The sequence below is a fragment of the Streptomyces anandii JCM 4720 genome (assembly GCF_014650655.1).
Classification (GTDB): Bacteria; Actinomycetota; Actinomycetes; order Streptomycetales; family Streptomycetaceae; genus Streptomyces; species Streptomyces anandii.
Genome location: NZ_BMVJ01000093.1, coordinates 1 through 1,017 on the forward strand (window position 1 = coordinate 1; position 1,017 = coordinate 1,017).

Genomic DNA, 1,017 nt, shown 5'->3' on the forward strand with positions numbered 1-1,017 from the left:
GCTCGAGCGTGCCGAGATTGAGCGAGGTGTAGGTGGCGAACGCCGTGACCTTGTCCAAGGGCCGGATCCAGGCGGCCGGCTCGCCCGCGCCTGTGGTGCTGGGGAAGGACGACTCCGGCCCACGCGGGGAGGAGAGACTGATCACGGGCCCCGTCCGGCCCCCCTCACGCCAGGCGGCCGCAGTCTGGGCGAGCAGGTCCAGCGGCGGCACGAGCACCAGCACCCGGCCCGCCTGCAGTTCCTCCGTGCTGCGCACGGCGACGAGAGTCTTGCCCGATCCGGTCGCCATGACCACCTGCGTCCGCAGCCCCCGCCCGGGCACAGCCGATCTCGCAGGCAGTTCAAGTGCCCGGAGAACCGCGTTCACGGCTTCACGCTGATGGGGACGAAGCTCGTTCACAGCCTCCGATCCGCCCTCTCCGGCGAGCTGGACCACAGCTCTCACGCACCCATGCACCAGCAGCCACCCCGCGCTGCAACGGCGTTGAGCAGTCCGGCTTCCACCGCGACACCGGCTGCACACCTCCGATGCGGGACACGGACGACCGTCTCCAGCGGAGCACACGTTTCACAGCGCCACAGCCATCCAAGTCCAGAGTCTATCGGGAACCTAAAATGAAGCACCCACTCATAATCGTACGGAAGTCATGGGTACTCCTCAGTCGTCACTGCCCGCCATCCGGGCGAGACCATGAGACAGAAGACCGAGAACAACAAAGGCAACCGACCCACCCTTTCCGTAGCCAGCCCGCCCCGCGACAGCGGGCCGTCACGGTCCTGCAGGCGTAGCCGGAAGGAGCACCAGGCGGGGAGCGCAGCGGCCCGCCGATCCGAGCTGAAGCGAAGCGGAAGCTCGGGAGCCCAGTGGACGGAGCGTCATCCCCCTTGCGTAGCAAGGGGGATGAGCGGGATGCGCAGCATCCCGCCAATGCTCCCGCAGAGCGGGAGCGTAACCACCGCGCGCAGCGCGGTGGTTCGTTTGCATTGCGCGCAGCGCAATGGGACCCGCTCCGCGGG

The 1,017-nt window shown here is 68.2% G+C and carries 1 protein-coding gene; it reads right to left on the minus strand.

Features of this window, described 5'->3' with window-relative positions:
* A partial coding sequence (locus IE249_RS35450; protein ID WP_444544820.1) for a DEAD/DEAH box helicase family protein occupies positions 1 to 457 on the minus strand: 457 nt, incomplete at its 3' end.
* Positions 458 to 1,017: the final 560 nt, after the last annotated feature.